Origin of the sequence: Mesorhizobium sp. B3-1-9 (genome assembly GCF_006439595.1) — a bacterium.
Taxonomy (GTDB): domain Bacteria; phylum Pseudomonadota; class Alphaproteobacteria; order Rhizobiales; family Rhizobiaceae; genus Mesorhizobium.
The window spans coordinates 177,084-192,226 of record NZ_VFTJ01000009.1 but is presented as its reverse complement, the minus strand read 5'-3'; the positions used below and the strand labels follow the sequence as shown (position 1 = coordinate 192,226).

General features: G+C 65.1%; 14 protein-coding genes. 6 read left to right on the top strand and 8 right to left on the bottom strand.

Going from position 1 to position 15,143, the window contains the following annotated elements; all coding sequences use genetic code 11:
* Window positions 1-22: 22 nt before the first annotated feature.
* Together FJW07_RS18550 and FJW07_RS18545 are read right to left on the bottom strand one after the other, a co-directional pair.
* Window positions 23-1,027 (bottom strand): extracellular solute-binding protein, encoded by a 1,005-nt coding sequence (locus FJW07_RS18550; RefSeq protein WP_140647225.1) that lies wholly within the window; start codon window positions 1,025-1,027, stop codon window positions 23-25.
* 85 nt (window positions 1,028-1,112) lie between these two features.
* Window positions 1,113-2,015, bottom strand: a complete 903-nt coding sequence (locus FJW07_RS18545) for a MurR/RpiR family transcriptional regulator (protein WP_140858065.1) — start codon at window positions 2,013-2,015, stop codon at window positions 1,113-1,115.
* Window positions 2,016-2,259: 244 nt separating this feature from the next.
* Between FJW07_RS18545 and FJW07_RS18540 the strand changes: the two genes are divergently transcribed.
* From FJW07_RS18540 to FJW07_RS18520, 5 genes are all read left to right on the top strand, one after another.
* Window positions 2,260-3,279 carry an LLM class flavin-dependent oxidoreductase gene (locus FJW07_RS18540; RefSeq protein ID WP_140858063.1) on the top strand — a complete coding sequence of 340 codons (1,020 nt, stop codon included), beginning with the start codon at window positions 2,260-2,262 and terminating at the stop codon, window positions 3,277-3,279.
* A 174-nt stretch (window positions 3,280-3,453) separates the two neighbouring features.
* A complete protein-coding gene (locus tag FJW07_RS18535) occupies window positions 3,454-4,419 on the top strand; it encodes a sugar ABC transporter substrate-binding protein (protein ID WP_140858060.1) in 966 nt (321 codons plus the stop codon).
* A gap of 128 nt (window positions 4,420-4,547) precedes the next feature.
* Window positions 4,548-6,050, top strand: coding sequence for a sugar ABC transporter ATP-binding protein (locus FJW07_RS18530; protein ID WP_140858058.1), 1,503 nt, complete (start codon window positions 4,548-4,550; stop codon window positions 6,048-6,050).
* Window positions 6,051-6,070: 20 nt separating this feature from the next.
* Window positions 6,071-7,063, top strand: a complete 993-nt coding sequence (locus FJW07_RS18525) for an ABC transporter permease (RefSeq protein WP_246680799.1) — start codon at window positions 6,071-6,073, stop codon at window positions 7,061-7,063.
* A gap of 12 nt (window positions 7,064-7,075) precedes the next feature.
* On the top strand, window positions 7,076-8,074 hold the full coding sequence (locus FJW07_RS18520; protein ID WP_140858055.1) for a substrate-binding domain-containing protein: 999 nt from the start codon (window positions 7,076-7,078) through the stop codon (window positions 8,072-8,074).
* A gap of 348 nt (window positions 8,075-8,422) precedes the next feature.
* On the opposite strand, the gene FJW07_RS18515 is transcribed toward FJW07_RS18520, so the two are convergent.
* The gene (locus tag FJW07_RS18515) at window positions 8,423-9,481 is read right to left on the bottom strand and encodes an ornithine cyclodeaminase (RefSeq protein ID WP_140858053.1); all 1,059 of its coding nucleotides are present in this window, start codon (window positions 9,479-9,481) and stop codon (window positions 8,423-8,425) included.
* Between the two features lie 2 nt (window positions 9,482-9,483).
* Window positions 9,484-10,416 (bottom strand): arginase, encoded by a 933-nt coding sequence (gene rocF / locus FJW07_RS18510; protein ID WP_140659063.1) that lies wholly within the window; start codon window positions 10,414-10,416, stop codon window positions 9,484-9,486.
* Window positions 10,417-10,544: 128 nt separating this feature from the next.
* On the opposite strand from rocF, the gene FJW07_RS18505 reads away from it, so the two are divergent.
* Window positions 10,545-10,985: an Lrp/AsnC family transcriptional regulator gene (locus FJW07_RS18505; protein WP_095769871.1), complete on the top strand. Its 441-nt coding sequence runs from the start codon at window positions 10,545-10,547 to the stop codon at window positions 10,983-10,985.
* A 256-nt stretch (window positions 10,986-11,241) separates the two neighbouring features.
* Here the strand turns inward: FJW07_RS18505 and FJW07_RS18500 are convergent, their stop codons facing one another.
* The 4 genes from FJW07_RS18500 to FJW07_RS18485 form a co-directional block, all read right to left on the bottom strand.
* A complete protein-coding gene (locus FJW07_RS18500) occupies window positions 11,242-11,619 on the bottom strand; it encodes a hypothetical protein (protein ID WP_140659062.1) in 378 nt (125 codons plus the stop codon).
* A 214-nt stretch (window positions 11,620-11,833) separates the two neighbouring features.
* Window positions 11,834-11,989, bottom strand: a complete 156-nt coding sequence (locus FJW07_RS18495) for a hypothetical protein (RefSeq protein ID WP_181182672.1) — start codon at window positions 11,987-11,989, stop codon at window positions 11,834-11,836.
* Window positions 11,990-12,728: 739 nt separating this feature from the next.
* Window positions 12,729-13,862 carry a glycosyltransferase family 4 protein gene (locus FJW07_RS18490; protein ID WP_140858051.1) on the bottom strand — a complete coding sequence of 378 codons (1,134 nt, stop codon included), beginning with the start codon at window positions 13,860-13,862 and terminating at the stop codon, window positions 12,729-12,731.
* A gap of 8 nt (window positions 13,863-13,870) precedes the next feature.
* Window positions 13,871-14,848 (bottom strand): hypothetical protein, encoded by a 978-nt coding sequence (locus tag FJW07_RS18485; protein ID WP_140858049.1) that lies wholly within the window; start codon window positions 14,846-14,848, stop codon window positions 13,871-13,873.
* Window positions 14,849-15,143 lie beyond the last annotated feature (295 nt).

The window sequence follows — 15,143 nt, the reverse complement described above, 5'->3', positions numbered from 1 at the left end:
CGTCATTGCCAGGCGAGCGCGGTCACTGGACGAACTTTTCCTTGTACCACTGCTTCCACTCCGTCTCGTGCGCCGAGGCCGTCGCGTCGTCGAGATGGGTGTAGGCGATGCTGGTCTCGCGGCCGGGCTTGGGGTTCACGCCCTTGACGATCGGAATGTAGAAGAAGTCGGTGTCGTCGCCGTTCTGCATCGCGGCCTGACCATCGGCGCTGGTGACGAATTCGATGAACTTGCGCGCGGCATCCATATGCTGCGTCCTGGCGCTGATGCCGAGGCCCTGCGGCAGCGAGACCGAACCCTCGCTCGGATAGACGGCGACGACAGGCTCGCCGGCGGCGATCTTGGAGAAGATGGCGCTGTCCTGGTTGATGCCGACCGAGGCGTCGCCGGTCAGCACCGCCTTGTTGACCTTGCCGCCGCTGGAGAGCCCCGAGAGCGACTTGTTGGTCAGCGTCTTGGCGAGCAGCTCCTTGCCGGCATCGACGCCGTTGGTCTGGAACAGGCCGGCAAGCCACTGATAGGCCGGGCCGGAGAGGTTCGGGTCCTTGGCGGCGACGCTGCCGGCGAAGCCCTGCAGGTCGGCCCAGGATTTCGGCATCTTGTCGGCCTTGACCTTCTTGGTGTTGACCTCGATCGCGGTGGTGCTGGTGCCGGTCGGCAGGAAGGCGTGGCTCTGCGGGATCAGCGACTTGCCGAGATCGGTCCAGGCGATCTTGTCGAATTCATCGGCCGGCACCGGCTGCAGCACGTGGTCGGCCGCCATGCGCTCCATCACGGCGGAGCCGTCGAGCCAGACGATGTCGAATTGCGGGTTATTGCCTTCAGCTGCGATCTTGCCCAGCGTTTCGCCGGTGCTGCCGGGCTCGACGATGTCGACGGTCAGCCCGGTCTTGGCCTGGAAGGCCTTGGCGACCGGACCGGCAAAGTCGAGCGCGTCATAGAGCACCAGATCCGCGGCGCAGGCCGGCGCGGCGATGGATAGAACCGTCAAACTCAACGCAAGTCCAAGCGTTGTCTTTATAGTCATCTCGCTCTCCTGTTGTTTCGAGAAGGCAAAGTAATGCCAATTGTATAGTATACCTCTTTAACTGACATTTTTATGTCAGCGGCATTTACTTCTTGCGCGTCCCGCGTTTTATCCATGCCTTGTCGATCGCGCCGCGCAGGCCGCTCAACCGGTCCAGGCTGTCGAACGCGGTCTCGCCGGCCTTCGCCGCCAGGGCGATGATCATTGCCTCGATGAGCACCATGGTGCCGCCATGGGTGGCGAGGTGGTCGGCCTTGCCGCGCGGGACCGGAAGCGTCGCAGCCACCTTGTCGGAGACGAGCGGCCCGAGATTGTCGCTGATCAGCACCACCGGCACGTCATGCAGGCCGGCCTGGTCGAGGACGATCTCGACCTCGCGGTAAAGCGGTGCGTAGGCCATCATCAACACGGCATCGCCGCTTTCCAGCCACAGCAGGCGGTCGGCAAGCGCCACGCCCGACACGGAAAGCGCGCTGCTCGGCAGGCCGATCCTGTTGAATTGCAGGGCCGCGTATTCGGCCATGGCGCCCGAGGGGCCGATGCCGAAGATGTGGCGGCGACGGGCGGCGGCCAGGAGATCGACGGCGTTGGCGAAGGCCGCTTCCATTCCGGGCAGCTTCAGCGCTTCAAGCGCGCTTTCATGGAGGCCGACGACATGGCGCAGCGCCGCGGCGCTGTCGCCGCCGGTCTCCTGCAAGGTGCGGGCCAGCCGCCTGCCGGGAGAGGCCGTGCCGGTCAGGTCCGCGAGCAGCACCTGGCGCAGCGCCGACAGGCTTTCGAAGCCGAGCGAGCGGGCGGTGCGCACCACGGTCGCGTCGCTGGCGCCGGCAAGCGCGGCGATCTCGGCCGCCGATCCTAACAGCACCGCCTGTTTCTGGCCGACGAAGAAACGTGCCATGCGCTGCTCGGCCGGCGGCAGGGTTTCGAAAGCTGCCTCGACGCGATCGTCGAAAGCGCTCGGCCTGTCTTCGGGGTCGTCGGATGTCATGATGGTCGGCCATTCGCCAAGAGGTTCTGTAGCAATCGCTACGGCACCGACACTCCGAAATGTTCATTACATCCGTGTGACAACGCCAGCCGTGGATCACGGGACCGATCGGCGCGCTGGGGGCCTTACCCGTTGACGGTCTGTATCCGTTCGGTGTCCGTTGTATCGCGGCACTGCCTTGGCTATTTGCTGGAGCAACAAGGAGTTCGAGCGGTCGATGAGCCGCTCCAGCAGGAATGGAACCATGAAGAAGATCGGATTTCTGTCGTTCGGGCATTGGTCGCCCTCGCCGCAATCGGGCACGCGCTCGGGCGCCGACGCGCTGCTGCAGTCGATCGACCTCGCGGTCGCGGCCGAGGAGCTCGGCGCCGACGGCGCCTATTACCGCGTCCACCATTTTGCCCGGCAGCTCGCCTCGCCGTTTCCGCTGCTTGCCGCGGCGGGCGCCAAGACCCGCCGTATCGAGCTCGGCACCGCCGTCATCGACATGCGCTACGAGAACCCGCTCTACATGGCCGAGGACGCGGGCGCGGCCGACCTCATCGCCGGCGGGCGTCTGCAGTTGGGCATAAGCCGCGGCTCGCCCGAGCAGGTGATCGATGGCTGGCGCCATTTCGGCTATGTGCCCGAAGAGGGCAAGAGCGACGCCGACATGGCGCGCCGGCATTCGGAGATCTTCCTCGATCTGTTGCGCGGCGAAGGCTTTGCCCAGCCCAATCCGCGGCCGATGTTCCCCAACCCGCCCGGCCTGCTCAGGCTGGAACCCTTCTCGGCGGGCCTGCGCGACCGCATCTGGTGGGGCGCGGCCACCGACGCCACCGCGGTATGGGCAGCCAAGCTCGGCATGAACCTGCAAAGCTCGACGCTGAAATTCGACGAGAGCGGCGAGCCGCTGCATGTCCAGCAGGCCAAGCAGATAAGAGCCTATCGCGCCGCCTGGAAGGAGGCCGGCCATACGCGGGAGCCGCGCGTCTCGGTCAGCCGCAGCATTTTTGCCTTGGTCAACGACATGGACCGCGCCTATTTCGGCGGCAGCGAGGGCGAGGACCATTTCGGCTATATCGAGCCGGAGAAGCGCGCCGTGTTCGGCCGCACCTATGCCGACGAGCCGGACAAGCTGGTGGAACAGCTCAAGGCGGACGAGGCGATCGCCGAGGCCGACACGCTGCTGCTCACCGTGCCCAACCAGCTCGGCGTCGACTACAACGCCCACGTCATCGAGTCGATCCTGAAGCACGTCGCGCCGGCGCTGGGGTGGCGGTGAGGTGGCGAAAACCGCAAATGGCGTAATCTCCCCCGCAAGTGGGAGATCGGCAGCTTCGGCGCCGGCGCTCCTCCCGTCCTTACCCTCGACGTTGACATCTGATAAAATAACAATCTACTTTGTCGCGTAATCGGTTACGTAACCGATTACGGCTCAATCAAGTGGAGGAGACTAATGAGCAAGATTTCGGACACGCATGGGCTTGGCCCGTTCTCACGCCGCCAGTTCCTGAAGACCAGCGCCTTGGCTGCAGGCGCGCTCGCTCTGCCGCTCGGCCCGGCTTTTGCTGCCGACAAGCCGAAGGTCGGCCTGGTCATGAAGTCGCTCGCCAACGAGTTCTTCAAGCAGATGCAGGCCGGCGCGGAGGACTACGCGGCCAAGAACAAGGACAAGTTCGATTTCGCCGCCGTCGGCATGAAGGACGAGCGCGACTTCGCCGCGCAGGTCGACGCGATCGAGAACTTCATCACCCAGAACTACAACATCATCGTCGTGGCGCCGGCCGATTCGAAGGCCATGGTCACGCCGATCGCCAAGGCGCTGAAGGCCGGCATCAAGGTGATCAACATCGACGTCTCGCTCGACACCGAGGCCAAGAAGAAGGCCGGCATCGACCTCGCCTTCTTCGGGCCGGACAACCGCGCCGGCGCCAAACTCGCCGGCGACGCGCTCGGCAAGGCGCTGGGCAAGGGCGGCAAGGTCGTCATCCTCGAAGGCAATCCCGAGGCCGACAACGCCAAGGAACGCAAGCTCGGCTTCGACGACGCGGTGAAGGAAAACGGCCTCGACCTGCTGGATTCCAAGACCGCGCATTGGGAGACCGAGGAAGCCAACACGCTGATGACCAACTTCCTCACCCAGCATCCGGATATCCAGGGCGTGATGGCGGCCAACGACTCGATGGCGCTCGGCGTCGTCAAGGCGATCGACGCGGCCGGTAAGTCCGGCCAGATCAAGGTCGTCGGCTTCGACAACATCCCGGCCGTCGGCCCGCTGCTGAAGGACGGCAAGATGCTAGCCACCGTCGAGCAGTATGGCGCGCAGATGGCCGCCATGGGCATCGACTACGGCCTGCGCGAGCTTGCCGGCGAGAAATTCTCCGGATGGGTCAAGACCGACATCAAGTTGATCACCGCCTGAGGCGAGCCGCCGCCGGGACTCCCCCGGTGTTCTGCTTGTCTCGTCATCGTCGCCGGCCACCTGCCGGCGACGATGGCCGCGCGCTCGTACCGCCGTTGCGGTAGAAGAGCGCTGTTCAGGATTGCCGCATGAACGACGTGATTCTTTCCCTTGAAGGGGTCGGAAAGATCTTTCCCGGCGCCGTCGCGCTGAGCGATGTGTCGCTGTCGATCGCGCGTGGCGAAACCCATATCATCCTGGGCGAGAACGGCGCCGGCAAGTCGACGCTGATCAAGCTCCTGGCCGGCATCTACCAGCCGGACTCGGGCAAGATCGCCTTCAACGGCCAGCCCTACCAGCCGAAGACGCCGCATGACGCGCAGCAGAGCGGCATCCGCATCGTGCACCAGGAACTGAACCTTTTGCCCTATCTCAGCATCGCCGAGAATTTGATGCTGGAAAGCCTGCCGCGCCGCGCCTTCGGCATCGTCGACCGCAAGGCGCTCAACAGCCGCGCGGTGGCGCTGCTCAAGGAAGTCGGCCTCGACATCGATCCGCGCACGCGCGTCGAAGCCTTGGGCGTCGCGCAGATGCAACTGGTCGAGATCGCCAAGGCGCTTAGCTACGACTCGAAGCTGCTGGTGCTCGACGAGCCGACGGCGACGCTGACGCCGCCCGAGATCGAACGGCTGTTTTCCATCATCAAGCGGCTCAAGGCCAAGGGCGTCACCATCATCTACATCTCGCACCGGCTGCACGAAGTGTTCGAGATCGGCAACCGGGTGACGGTGTTGCGCAATGGCAGGCTGGTCGCGACCCGCGATCTCGAGGGCCTCACCGTGCCCGACCTTGTGCGCATGATGATCGGCCGCGACATCGCCGACGAATATAGTTTCGACGCCTCGATCGTGCCGGGCAAGGTCGCGCTCAGCGTCGCCAATCTGAAGCGCGACGCCGCGACGCCGGACATCTCCTTCGCCGTGCGCCACGGCGAGATTCTCGGCGTCGCCGGCCTGGTCGGCAGCGGCCGTACCGAGGCCATGCGCGCCTTGTTCGGCGCCGATCCCAAGCTCGACGGCGTCGTTGAGATCGACGGCAAGCCGGTGGCGATCGCCGCGCCCAAGGACGCGGTGCGGCACGGCTTGAGCCTGCTCACCGAGGACCGCAAGGGCCAGGGCCTGCTGCTCGACATGGCCGTCGACAAGAACATCACCATCACCGATCTCGGCAAGGTCTCGCGCAACGGGCTGCTCAACCGCCGGGCGGAGAGCGCGGCGGCAAACGATTTGGTCGGCCAGCTGCGCGTCAAGGCGAGCTCGATCGAGCAGGCGGTGCGCAACCTTTCCGGCGGCAACCAGCAGAAGGTGGTTCTGGCCAAGTGGCTGTTCCGCGGCACCTCGACGCTGATCCTCGACGAGCCGACGCGGGGCGTCGACATCGGCGCGCGGCGCGAGATCTACCAGCTGCTGTGGATGCTGGCGGCGCAGCAGAAGGGCATCATCATGGTGTCGTCCGACCTGCCCGAGCTGATGGGCATGTGCCACCGCATCATCGTCTTTTCCAAGAACAGGATCGTCGGCGAGGTGCCGCGTTCCGAATTCGACCAGGAGCGCATCCTGTCGCTCGCCTATCAGGAGTATGTGCGACCATGAGCGAGACGTCCGAGATAGCCATGGCGGCGCCGGTTTCTCCCGCAAGGGCAAAGTTCCTGCGCTTCCTGGTGCGCGATGCAGGCGTGTTGCTGGCGCTGGTGCTGATCACGCTGTTCTTCTCGGCGACCGCGCCTTATTTCGCCACCTCCGGCAATGCGCTGAAGATCTTCGTGCAGATCGCCATCAACACGGTGCTGGCGGCCGGCATGACCTTCGTCATCCTGACCGGCGGCATCGACCTTTCGGTCGGCTCGGTGCTGGCGCTGTGCACGGTCGTCGGCGCCACCGTGATGATCGACGAAAGCCTGTCGCCGGCCGTCGCCATCACGCTGGCGCTGCTCGCCTGCATGGCGACGGGCGCCGTCTGCGGCTTCCTCAATGGCTGGATCTCGACGCGCTGGAAGATCCCTTCCTTCATCGTCACGCTCGGCATGCTCAACATGGCCGCGGGCGCCGCCCGCGTCGTCAGCGACAATTCCACCATCACCGGCCTGCCGCAGAGTTTCGTCGATTTCGGCAATTTGATCATCGGCGGCTTCCTGCCGTCGATCTTCCTGGTCGCGGTGCTGGTGATCGCGGCCGGCTGGTTCGTGCTGCGCTTCACCGTCTTCGGCCGCATGATCTTCGCCGTCGGCACCAATGACGAGGCGGTGCGGCTGTCGGGCCACAACCCGGATTTCTACAAGGTCGCCGCCTTCACCATCAGCGGGCTCACCGCCGGCATCGCGGCCATGGTCTATCTTCTGCGCCTCAACATCGGCAGTCCGATCGCCGGCGTCGGCTACGAGCTCAACGCGATCGCCGCCGTCATCATCGGCGGCACCAGCCTCAGCGGCGGCAAGGGCTCGATCATCGGCACGCTGGTCGGCGCCTGCATCCTGCAGGTGCTCTCCACCGGATTGCAGCTGCTCGGCGTCGGCGACAATTTCAAACCCATCGTAATCGGCCTTGTCATCGTGCTCGCGGTCATCCTAGACGCGTACCGGGAGAGGCTGTTGCGGAGGATCCGCTGAGGGGAACGGGCCATGACGACGATCGCCGATGTCGCGCGCCATGCGGGGGTATCCGTCGCTACCGTCTCGCATGTGATGAACCATACCCGCCATGTCGAGCCGGAGACGGCAGAGCGCGTGCGCGCCGCGATCGCGGCGCTGCGCTACAGCCCGAACTCGGTGGCGCGGAGCCTGCGGCGCGGCGAGACCAAGACCATCGGCCTGCTGCTTCCGGACAATTCCAATCCGTTCTTCGCCAGCGTCGCGCGGCAGATCGAGGATGCCGGCTTCGTCTCCGGCTACACGGTGATCCTGTGCAACTCCGACGGCAATGCCGAGAAGGAGGAGCGCTATCTCTCGGTGCTGATGGCCAAGCAGATCGACGGGCTGATCTTCGCCGGCTCGTCCGACCACGCGCGGGTGTTCGCCCGCCTCCTGCCCAGCGTGCCGGCGGTGCTGCTCGACCGCGAGATCCAGTCGGTCAATGTCGATTCGGTGCTGGTCGACCACGACCATGGCGGCTATCTCGCCGGCAGATACCTGGCCGGGCTCGGGCACCGGAAGATCGGCGTCATCGGCGGGCCGCGCGATTCGAGCTCCAGCCCGGCCCGCCTGCGCGGCTTTGTCCGCGCGCTCGAGGAGGCAGGCCTCGGGCTGCCGCCGTCCTCGATCGTCGATTCCGACTATCATTTCGCCGGCGGCCGGCTGGCGATGGAGCAGCTGATGGCGCAGGCGCCCGACATCACGGCGCTGTTTGCCTGCAACGATCTGATGGCGATGGGCGCGCTGACGGTGCTGCGCTCGCGCGGATTGCGGGTTCCCGACGACATGTCGATGGTCGGCTTCGACGACATCCCCTATGCCGTCACCACCTGGCCGCCCCTGACGACGATCGCGCAGCCGGTCGAAAAGATCGGCACGCGGGCGGTGAGCCTACTGCTGGAGCGGCTCGGCGATCCGGCCGCCCCCTCGCGCCGCGAGGTGCTGGCGCCGTCGCTGGTCGAAAGGGAAAGCTGCGCGGCGCGGCGGTAGTGTTTGTGATTGTCGACGCCGGCGCCAGCCCCCGCTCCGTCTCGGCGCTGCGCGCCGATCCACCTCTACCCCCACTGCTATGCACACCTTCTGTGACTGGCGTGACTGATCAGGCGGAGGCTTGATTGCCAGGTGGTTCCCCCAATCCGTCGCTGCTTCGCAGCGCCACCTTTCCCCCCTCCGGAGGGAAAGGAAGGGAGCGTTGCTGGACGAGCGTTGACGGCAAGAAGCTTGGCGCCTTCCTCTACCCCGTCGATCGGCGGAGAGGTGGCTCGGCGAAGCCGAGACGGAGTGGGGGTCGACCAGCGCTACATAAGACGGAGAGGGGGACGCCCTATGCGATTGGCTTCAAGCCGCCGGCTGCACGGCCGCCCTCAGCAGCATCCCGAACAGGTCGCGCGGCTCGTCGGGGTCGGCGAGCAGGTCGAGCTCCTCGTAGAGGCCGGTGGCCTGGAGCTGGTCGCGGACGTAGCGCAGCGCGGAAAAATCTTCCGTGGCGAAGCCGACGGAATCGAACAGCGTGATCTGCTTGGCCAATTTGCGGCCCTCGGCCTGGCCGGTCATCACTTGCCACAGCTCGGTCACCGGATGATCGGCGTCGAGCTGCTGGATCTCGCCCTCGATGCGGGTCTGCGGCGGGAACTCGACGAAGATGTCGGAGCGCAGCAGGATGTCGCGGTGCAGCTCGGTCTTGCCGGGGCAGTCGCCGCCGACGGCGTTGATGTGGACGCCGGAGCCGACCATGTTGTCGGTGAGGATTGTGGCGTACTGCTTGTCGGCGGTCACCGTGGTGATGATGTCGACGCCTTCCACGGCATCCTGTCCTGTCGCGCAGATGGTGATGTCGAAACCCTTGCCGGCGAGGTTGCGGGCGCATTTTTCGGAAGCCGAGCGGTCGATGTCATAGAGCCGCAGCCTATCGATGCCGAGCAGCGCCTTGAAGGCGATGGCTTGGAACTCCGACTGGGCGCCGTTGCCGATGATGGCCATGGCTTGGCTGCCCTTCGGCGCCAGGTATTTGGCCGCGACGGCGGAGGTGGCGGCGGTGCGCAGCGCCGTCAGGATCGTCATCTCGGTGAGCAGCATCGGATAGCCGGAACCGACATCGGCGAGCACGCCGAAGGCGGTGACCGTCTGGCGGCCCTCGCGCATGTTCTTCGGATGGCCGTTGACATATTTGAAGCCGTACATCTTGCCGTCGCTGGTCGGCATCAGCTCGATGACGCCGTCATGGCTGTGCGAGGCGATGCGCGGGGTCTTGTCGAACAGCTCCCAGCGGCGGAAATCCTCCTCGATATAGGCGGCGAGCTCGGTCAGGAAGCGCTCGACGCCGATGGCGAGCACAAGCTTCATCATGCGGTCGACGCTGACGAAGGGGACGATGGCAAGGCGTGAAGGCTGGGTCATGGTCAGAGGCTTCCGGAGTGGCTGCGGGTGGGGCGGTCCATGATGCGGCGGCCCATCAGGCTGGCGGTGAGGTCGACCATCAGGGTCGCGGTGCGGCCGCGCTCGTCGAGGAACGGGTTCAATTCGACCAGGTCGAGGCTCGAAACCAGGCCTGAGTCGGACAGCATCTCCATCACCAGATGGGCCTCGCGGAAGGTGGCGCCGCCGGGCACCGTGGTGCCGACGGCGGGCGCGATCGAAGGGTCGAGGAAATCGACGTCGAGACTGACATGCAAGAGCCCGTTCTCCTTCTCGACACGGGCCAGGAAGGCGCGCAGCAAGGGCGCGATGCCGTGCTCGTCGATGGCGCGCATGTCATGCACGGTGACGCCGGCTTCAGTGAGCGCGCGGCGCTCGGCCGGGTCGACGCTGCGCAGGCCGATGGCGCAGATGCGGGCCGGGTCGACCGCTTGCGGCAGATCCGGGAAATAACCTTTGAAGCCGGCCTGGCCGCTGGCATAGGCGAGCGGCACGCCGTGCAGATTGCCACTGGTGGTGGTGTCGAGCGTGTGGAAATCGGGATGCGCGTCGAGCCACAGCACGAAGAGCGGCCGGCCGCGCTCGGCTGCGCGGCGCGCCACGCCGGACACGGTGCCGGCGGAGATCGAATGGTCGCCGCCGAGGAAGATCGGCATGGCGTCCCTGGAAGCGGCGTAGGCGGTCTCGGCGATCGCCGCCGTCCAGGCGGAGATCTCCGGCAGCGCCTTCAGCGCCAGGTTGCCGTGGACCACGGGCCGCGCCGCGGCCTTCTCGACCGCGCCCCAGTCCTCGACCTCGTGGCCGAGCTCGGCCAGCACCGAGACCAGCCCCGCCGTGCGCAGCGCGCTCGGCCCCATTTCGCATCCCATCCTGCCCGCGCCGTCCTGCACCGGCGCGCCGACGATCCTGCAGCGCATTTTTTCTCACCTTGCGATTGATCGAAGGAGTGAACCATCGCCCGCTGGCGGTTTGAACAGCAAAAATTGGCATTTCGAGAAGACCAATCTATCATATTGGTCAAATGATTTGATCGAAATGGAAAGCAATGGACGCTCTCGACGAGAAGCTGGTGACGCTGCTGAGGCATGATGCGCGGCGCAGCGTATCCGACCTCGCCATCGATCTCGGCGTGTCACGCGCCACGGTCAGGTCGCGCATGGAGCGGCTGGAAAAGTCCGGTGAGATCATCGGCTACACGGTGGTGCTGCGCGCCGACGCGGTCGACCAGAAGATACGCGGCGTGATGACGATCGAGATCGAGGGCCACGCCGCCGACCGCGTCGTCAAGGCGCTCGGCGGCCTTGCCGAGGTCTCGACCATTCATACCACCAACGGCCGCTGGGACCTGGTGGTGGAGCTCGGCACCGCCACGCTGACGGATTTCGACGCCGTGCTGCGGCGCATAAGGCTGATCCCTGGCATAACGGGAAGCGAGACAAGCCTGCTCTTGGCGACGCCGAGGACAACGCGGGCGCGGCTGGCGTAGTCGAGCGGGCCGGCCGGCCCCTCCGTCACATCACAGATTCGCGAGGGCCGGGACGACCGGCGGCCCAAAGAGCGTTATGCGACGCGTCAGGCGACGGGATTGCGCATGGCGCAGATAGCGAGACCGCCAAAGAGCGTAGCCTGGTATGACGGATGCCGGCGCTGTCGCTGCAGCGGCATTGTACGGCAGCGCGCCGGTGTGAAGCCTGGGAAGGCCCGGTCACACCGGCAGCCGCCTTGCGAAGAACGCATGTTCGTCAGCCGTTCGGATAATAGCCGCCGTCCGAGCCGTCGCCCATATAGGTTCCCTGGCCGGTGGCGTCCTGAAGCCGCTGATCCAGCTCGTTGATCTGCCCGATCGCCGATCCGCCGCGCTGGATGCTGTCGGCCTGCTGCATCAGCTCGCGGGCCTTGCCTTCAGAGATCTTGCCGAGCTCCCTGGCGTTGCGGATACCTTGCTTGACGCCAAGCAGCTGCTCCGTTGCGGCTCTCGCCTCCGGATCCATCGGCACTGACGCCGTGGTTGTCGTGTCGACCGCGGCTCTATGGTGGCGGTGCACGGCATAGGCGCTGGAAAGCGGCATGGCCGCGAAGATCGAGGCGGCCGCAATGAGTTTTGGGATGAAAGAACGCATGATGACATCTCCCTGCGATGGAAGAAGCGGCAAAACCGCTTTTTCCGAAACGGGCCGTCCTGTCGCGTCGTGTCGCGGTGCTGGCCATTCACCGCCGGCGTTTCTCGGCCCAAAGCAGACATATAGAAGCCGCCCCGGCGTTGAAACGAGGGTGGAACGCAAACGTTATCCGATGTGAACGGGCGTTGAATCGCCAATGCGCGGGCCGGGGTCTTCAGGCGACGCTGGCGAACGGGATCGGCGAACTGGCAGTCTGTCCGCCAAGCCCGGCATTGGCGAGGTCGGCAAGCTGCTCGGCTTCGCCGCGCGTCAGGCCGATCAGCGGCCGGCCGACCATCTCCGCCGGGATGTCGAAGGCCAGATCACACACAAGCCAGTCGTCGCATGGATCCCGCATCGCTGCGAACCGCATTGACGCGCCTTGTTTCAGCGTAGCTAAAGCGGGCTCGGTGTTCACAGAATCGCTGACCGGCCTAAGTCTTTGTTTGGCCCACGTGGTTGCCCCGGAACCGCGGCGCGCTCCCACGACACGCATGGCAGTTGAAACAGAGTCCGATTGTTCCAGCGCAGGCCAGTAAAGTATCGATAAAAGGCTGGAATATCGGGAAAGTACCGCCGGCCGCGGTGTCGAGAGGAGTTCATTCGCCTGGCTGGCGAACTCCTCCGCTTGCTCGCGCGTGAGACCCAGTAGCACCATGTCCGGCATCTGCGCCGGGCAACCGGACCGCAGATCGTATACCATCCATTGGCCGCACGGATCCTGTAAGGCTGTGAACCTCATGGCCGTTTTGTTTAGCTATGCCCCAACGTAACGACTTGCGGGAATGGTTCCCCGCGAGACTGCCCGGCCGGATCAATTCCGGCACTTTCGCTCAACATATAATTGTCGGGCGCCCGGCAAAAGAGGTTCTACAGTCCCTTCGGCATGCGACCCAAGTCTGATGGGTTGCCGATATTTTCGGGGTGGCGAATGCTACTACCCGGGAGAAATATCGCGTGATTACATCTGCTTGATCCATTTTGCGGGAAGTCCGTGACGGAAGGCGCACAGGCGATCGGTTCAGGCGGGGACGTTTTTCGGGCCATGCGCGGCGCCAAGACGCGCTGCCCTATTCATGCCCACGTTTGCGCGAGATGGATTTGATGATTTTTTTGAGACGAGACGGCCATCTCCGCGCGAGCTTCCTTTCCAGATAAGCGATGCGCCCGCGCAGCGCCGGCAAGCTTTCCCTCTCCAGCCACATCGCGTCAACCTCGCTTGCCAGGCGTTCGAGATAGGGCGCGAACGGACCCACCGCCGGCTCCGGCGCACCGGATTCCAGCGCTTTTCGATAAAGGCCTTCCAGCCCGTCGACCGCAATCTGGAGGGTTCGTTCGCGCCGCACCTTTGCCGTCACCTGGGCCGCGTCCTCCGGCGAATAGAGAGCAAGCTCCCGGCGCAGCCATGCCTCGTTGATCGGCGTCGCGCCGCTGTAGTAGCGGGGTCCGAAATTCAAGAAGGAGCCGCGGTCGAAGTTCTCCACGGTCACCAGTCCACCGGCCTGGGTCGGCGCCAGCGTCATCACCGCGCAACCGGTCGCCATTGCTTCCAGCGCGGATTTGCCGCTTGCGAAGACGAGATCATATTGCTGCAGCAGCATCTCCGGCCGGGGTTGGCTGTTGCCATAGGCCGCGCCGATCTTGTCGAGTTGGAGACCGAGCGCGGCACAACCGGATTCCAGTTGCGAAAGCTCGATCGCGGGCAGGCCACTGCTCTGGAAGAGCAGCGCCCGGCGCATCTCCCGAGGCGGCGCGCGCAGCTCGGAGAAGCGCGTCGTGTTGACAAAGTTCGGCACGCAGGAAACACGCCCGGGATCGAGATCGAACTCGGCGATGGCGCGTCGCACCATCCATTCGCACATCATCACGTAGCAGTGGATGCGCTGGTGCATGGGCGGCTGCTCCACCCATGGTATGGCGCCGTGACAATAGTAGACGGCAGGCGTTGTTTCGAAGCGCGCCATGGCCGCCATGGCCGGCAGATGATGGTGGGCGTGGATCAGGTCCGGGGTCCACGGCACGTCGTCCAGGCGCGATACCACACGCACGCCGCTTGGCCAGAGCAGTTTGGCGACACCGCCGAGACGAGGACTGAAAACCGTGATTTCGTGGCCGCGTTCGGCCATTTCGCGGGCGACCTCGACGGTGACCATCTCCGACCCGTGGAAGTCGACAAGCGCGCGTTGGGTCATCAGGAGCCGCATGCCGGCCCCTATAAGCGGCAAGGAGGCACGGCGACGATAAGGCCGGCCCTTGCGGCGTCGTTGAGATAGCCGATCCCGAAGGGCAGGACCGGACCGTCGCCCCTGTCGCCATAGGCCGCGGCCAGCTCCGACTGATCATACTTCGCGAACACCGGAATATCGGCGACAAAGCGTCCATGCAGCTCGATATGCCATCCCCAGTCGCGCAACAGGCGGTAGGGGATGCCGCTTGGATCCTGCACCAGGACATCGGTCCGTTCCCGCAGAAGACCGCGAAGCCGCTCGAAGGGCGGTTCGTGCAGGAGATAGCTCGCGCTCTTGACAAAGGTCGCCAAGCGGCGCGTGGCCCCGAGGTGACGGCTGAGCGGGCTCTCGCGCGCCCAGTGTTCGTCGCGAAGGTCCTGCTGGAAATAGGTGAGGCGGGTTGGCGCCGCCCGGTCACCGAACAGGATATGGATCCCCGTTCCGTCGACGGGATCGATCCGGTGCAGCGGCAGCCCGGCATGGGCGATCTGCGCGATCAGGAGCGGCAGGACGCCCCCTATGCTGCTGCTCGTCAGCTGCGATCGCAGGTCCTTGGTGACGAAATAGGAGCAGTCGAGATAGTGCCGCAAGATGTCCACTATGCCGGCCAACGCGAAGTCGTCCGGTCTTTCCGCGAGCGGCCAGGGACCGCATGGTTCGGCGCCAACCAGGATGTATTCTCGAGCTTGCGGGAAAAGGTGAAGGGGGAACAGCAGGTCCGGGCCGCCGAAAGGATAGAAAATGGTCTCGACCATGGTCCGGTGCGCCGCAAGGTTATTCTGCGCCCAGTGCCCCGCCGGCTCGGCGAAACGGCGCTTGAAACGTGCGAACAAGCCATGAATCGCTTCGGCAGGCCCGGATCCGGAGGGAGCCCGAACAAAACCCTGCAATAGAGGCGAGAGCGCCTCCGCCAGCCCGTTGCGGGCCTCCAAATCGGCCTGTGAGCAATCAGGCTGGTACACGCGGCACCCGCGCAGCGCACGCTCCCGTGGTGACCGGATCGACAATCGCGGCGCGCCGAGTAACCGTTGATGAGAGAGGAAAGGTCATGGGTATGGAGCCTGTTCAGGCCAGATACTGCGGCAAGCGTGCCTGCATTACGCGACAAGCGCCCCGCCAAGGCCTGCCTTGCCGTTGTTAGCGTATCTCCGGTGCGAGGGGCAATCGCGAAATGATCCCGCGAAAGGCTCCGCCAAGCGGCAGCCATGAGTGTACAACAGCGTATGTCAGCGGCAAAAATGAAAGGGCCGGATCGAT

Coding starts and splice junctions, on each gene's coding strand:
- FJW07_RS18535 (WP_140858060.1), top strand. CDS start 3,454: ATGAGCAAGATTTCGGACACGCATGGGCTTGGCCCGTTCTCACGCCGC.
- FJW07_RS18540 (WP_140858063.1), top strand. CDS start 2,260: ATGAAGAAGATCGGATTTCTGTCGTTCGGGCATTGGTCGCCCTCGCCG.
- FJW07_RS18550 (WP_140647225.1), bottom strand. CDS start 1,027: ATGACTATAAAGACAACGCTTGGACTTGCGTTGAGTTTGACGGTTCTA.
- FJW07_RS18545 (WP_140858065.1), bottom strand. CDS start 2,015: ATGACATCCGACGACCCCGAAGACAGGCCGAGCGCTTTCGACGATCGC.
- FJW07_RS18490 (WP_140858051.1), bottom strand. CDS start 13,862: ATGCGGCTCCTGATGACCCAACGCGCGCTTGTCGACTTCCACGGGTCG.
- FJW07_RS18515 (WP_140858053.1), bottom strand. CDS start 9,481: ATGACCCAGCCTTCACGCCTTGCCATCGTCCCCTTCGTCAGCGTCGAC.
- FJW07_RS18520 (WP_140858055.1), top strand. CDS start 7,076: ATGACGACGATCGCCGATGTCGCGCGCCATGCGGGGGTATCCGTCGCT.
- FJW07_RS18505 (WP_095769871.1), top strand. CDS start 10,545: ATGGACGCTCTCGACGAGAAGCTGGTGACGCTGCTGAGGCATGATGCG.
- FJW07_RS18530 (WP_140858058.1), top strand. CDS start 4,548: ATGAACGACGTGATTCTTTCCCTTGAAGGGGTCGGAAAGATCTTTCCC.
- FJW07_RS18525 (WP_246680799.1), top strand. CDS start 6,071: ATGGCGGCGCCGGTTTCTCCCGCAAGGGCAAAGTTCCTGCGCTTCCTG.
- rocF (WP_140659063.1), bottom strand. CDS start 10,416: ATGCGCTGCAGGATCGTCGGCGCGCCGGTGCAGGACGGCGCGGGCAGG.
- FJW07_RS18500 (WP_140659062.1), bottom strand. CDS start 11,619: ATGCGTTCTTTCATCCCAAAACTCATTGCGGCCGCCTCGATCTTCGCG.